Consider the following 3409-nt stretch of genomic DNA (forward strand, 5'->3'; position numbering starts at 1 on the left):
TCTTTGATATGGGGGCGCAACTGGTTTCGACGGGGATGTCGAAACGGGACGTTGCATGCCGGGGGCCCGTGCCCCGATAGCAAACGGGAAACCAATAGTCGCCAACGACTATAACTACGCCCTGGCCGCTTAAGCCGGCCAGCGTCTCCTGAAGTTTTTGTCTGTGGGGCTTCAACGAGACGTCACCTACGCAGGCTGGCCTGCTGTGTTCGGCTCAGACACAGCCGGCGAGATCTCATGAGTCTGGTCCCGGGAAATCCTGCCTGTCGGAGTTTCCGGGATAAGATCCAGTAGATAGGATAAGCATGTAGAGCTTCCCGTGGAGAATCTTCGGACGCGGGTTCGACTCCCGCCGCCTCCACCAATTTTCCTATAAATATCAATAGTTTAAAAAATCCTTATTGCAAGGGCATTTCCCGCCAGTCGCAAAGCTTAAGGGGTCAGTTCCCATATCCTCATATTTTAAGCGTGGAAAGCGGAAAAACCTGAGAAAATGGGAACTGACCCCCCTGTACTTTAGTCTCTTTATTCTCAATCCAAAACCACCTTTGGCCAGCCTTTTCGCAACACCCCCCGTCGGGGTGGATGTGTGCGTAAGAGGGGTGACTACTCCTTGAATAACTACTCATCGACGACTCCCTTCTGGGGACGGATATGCTCATTACGCTCCATCCATGCGAAATCTAATAGAAAATCGTAATAACCTACCGGTATATCTGTTAAGTGGACGTAATTCATGTGTGCGTTCGTCCACACTAGAATGTTGTAAAGCGTTTCCTTATACCAATAGTCGAGTTGTTCGCCGGGCAGTACCTCAACAGCATTGGTAATTGTAGCTTTCTTCGTCTCTCCATCGACTTTAGAGACACAACCAGTTATAGCGATTTCTTCTTTGGGTAATTCAGGGCCAGGATAGGCTTTCCATTTTGTTGCACACCCTGAGATCAAAATGACAACAATGAATAATGTTACAGGAACAATTTTTCTCATGTTTTTCTCCTCCTTTAATCCATGGAAACAGTGGAAACAATGCTGGACGGTAATTGTGCGGAGTTATAGACGGGCAAAGAACCCTGCGGCCCTGCTATCTTCTGCATGTACGCAATAGTTTTGTAGTGGAAAGAAAGAGTTATGGGAAAAGATAAAGCCACGTAACCTTCCTCGAATTGGAAGGTTCATAGCAGGTAGGGTAGAAATGGATAAAATTACAATATATTATATATTTTCTTGCAGTGATTGTCAATCAAATAACCCAATCATTTCAATCACTTACAATAAAACGTTCTATTTTGGGTAAAACATTTTACTCGGAAGAACGCTGTGGAGTTTTTTATGGTTTCGATATGAGGAGCACCTCCCCAACTCAAGGCGGATGGGGGTCAGTTCCCATATCCTCATATTTTAAGCGTGGAAGCCGGAAAAACCTGAGAAAATGGGAACTGACCCCCCTGAAAACCCTCTGGTTGCCTGTATCCGCTAATAGGGCTGTATCTGGTTATATTAAGTCTACCATTCTTTATCAATTCCCCCACTCGGTCTCAGTCTGAGGTTCACTTACCCCCACAGGAATACTGGGTATCCGAATTGCACGGGGTACCATTTTTTAAACTGGCCAGAATCTTGTCAGCCGCCTGCCGAGCTAAATCCTCTCTTTCAGCTTGAGGGATTTTGTCGATTTCCATTGTGTCTGAGTATCGACCGCATTTATTATAAGTAGGCATGGCGTCGAATTGGACCACGTTATCAGCGCCGACAATGTTTTTCATAACCCGTCCGTGACAATGCATGAAACAACCATCGATAACAACGACTTTGTTAGCCTTCCTGGCCCATTCTGCCATTGCCGAATGTGGTGCCGTAAATATCTCTCCGTGGCATCCGCGGCTGTATGGCTCTTCCTTTGCCACCAAATTGGCCGCCAGTCGCGCAATTTCTCCCCGAAAACACGCTCCTTCGCATGAAATGACGGGAATTCTCTCCTCGGCTATCACCTTCTTGCCGACAACTTCACCCAGAGGACATACTGCCTTCGTGCCTTCTACTTCAATGGCAAAATTTTGTTTTGACCCTCTCATCGTAATTTCCTCCTTTTCACTTTTTGTTAAATCGTAGAGACGTTTTGTCTCCTTGCGCCTTTATTGACGTATTGTCGAATGAAAAGGATACACCTGCAATCTTCTCTCCCCCGATAGTTGATCTACCCTCTACGCGGGGAATCCAAACCCTCGATCAACTCCCTTTTTCTATACCAGATACAGGGTGGGTTTTCGTCAATTACGCTTGAGAATTAGTCCAATTTCGCCATATTCTATTCAATTTTAATTATTTATCGACGCACCTCATTGGTTGGCCGCAGAGAGGACTTGAACCAATGACTTGTCTGTAGGATTTATTATTCCTTTTAAATATATAACTAATAAGAATTGAGATAGTAAAACTTAAGGGGTCAGTTCCCATATCCTCATATTTTAAGCTGGGAAACGGAAAAACCTGAGAAAATGGGAACTGACCCCTCTGAATAACCTCTCGGGGCAAAGGTAAGACTTTCATCAACAGGAGTCCTTCCCTGCGCAACCACTCTAGTTCCCGGTACCCGACAACTCGATTATTACGCTGTCCACCATTTCATCGGCCCTGACAGTCCCCTCTTTCCGTATTCTGAAAAAGATACCCCAGGCGCCATCTCTTGGAACAATCTCCCTCACCCTGTACCTGCCCCCTCTTATTTCAGACACGTCCAGTTTTTCCGAATCCAGGACCCCCTCTTCCGGCGTCCACATGAAGGCCTCCACCACGCCTCCCTCTACGTCGACATCCCGGGAATCGTGAATGATTATATCCACCGTACCTTCACCCTTCACGAGCAACTCCACGCTGAAATGCCCCTTCTCGGTCATCGAAAAGAGGCTCTCATCATAATGCTTCGTGTTGGCGGCTAACTGAAGTGGGGAAACTCGGGTGCCGCACCACTTTATCCCCTGATAGGAACCGACCCGTTCCTGTCCCTCTCCGGGTACCTCCTTGCGGGAGGGATGGGTCCACCTGAAGTCTCCTTCCGTGTCACCGGGTTGAAACTTTCGTGCGCCTCGTGGGTGAGCCGATAGGGGACTGAAGAGGAAGGTCACGGCTACCATGCATGCGAAGAGTCTTTGCAATGTTCACCCCCCGGGATTTGGTCCTCAATATTCTACCACATGAGGGAAAACCCATGGAGGTGTGAGGGAGTCGCTGCCCAAGCCGCGGCGTGAGATCAGATCCGTGCCTTACGGAGCCTGAGGGCGTTTGTTACCACCTTCACAGAGGACAGGCCCAAGCTTAAGGGGTCAGTTCCCATATCCTCATATTTTAAGCGTGGGAAACGGAAAAACCTGAGAAAATGGGAACTGACCCCGTTGACGATCTTGCCACG

At 47.9% G+C, this 3409-nt stretch carries 3 protein-coding genes and 1 other RNA gene; 1 reads left to right on the top strand and 3 read right to left on the bottom strand.

Annotated elements, in window-relative coordinates:
• Nucleotides 1–10: 10 nt before the first annotated feature.
• Nucleotides 11–364, top strand: a transfer-messenger RNA (tmRNA) gene (gene ssrA, locus GTN70_05865).
• Nucleotides 365–621: 257 nt separating this feature from the next.
• On the opposite strand, the gene GTN70_05870 is transcribed toward ssrA, so the two are convergent.
• The 3 genes from GTN70_05870 to GTN70_05880 form a co-directional block, all read right to left on the bottom strand.
• Nucleotides 622–990, bottom strand: a complete 369-nt coding sequence (locus tag GTN70_05870; protein ID NIO16510.1) for a hypothetical protein — start codon at nt 988–990, stop codon at nt 622–624.
• A gap of 560 nt (nt 991–1550) precedes the next feature.
• Nucleotides 1551–2075: a hypothetical protein gene (locus GTN70_05875; protein NIO16511.1), complete on the bottom strand. Its 525-nt coding sequence runs from the start codon at nt 2073–2075 to the stop codon at nt 1551–1553.
• Between the two features lie 504 nt (nt 2076–2579).
• Nucleotides 2580–3155, bottom strand: a complete 576-nt coding sequence (locus tag GTN70_05880) for a hypothetical protein (protein NIO16512.1) — start codon at nt 3153–3155, stop codon at nt 2580–2582.
• Between the last annotated feature and the right edge of the window lie 254 nt (nt 3156–3409).

Source organism: Deltaproteobacteria bacterium, assembly GCA_011773515.1.
Classification (GTDB): domain Bacteria; phylum Desulfobacterota; class Deferrimicrobia; order J040; family J040; genus WVXK01.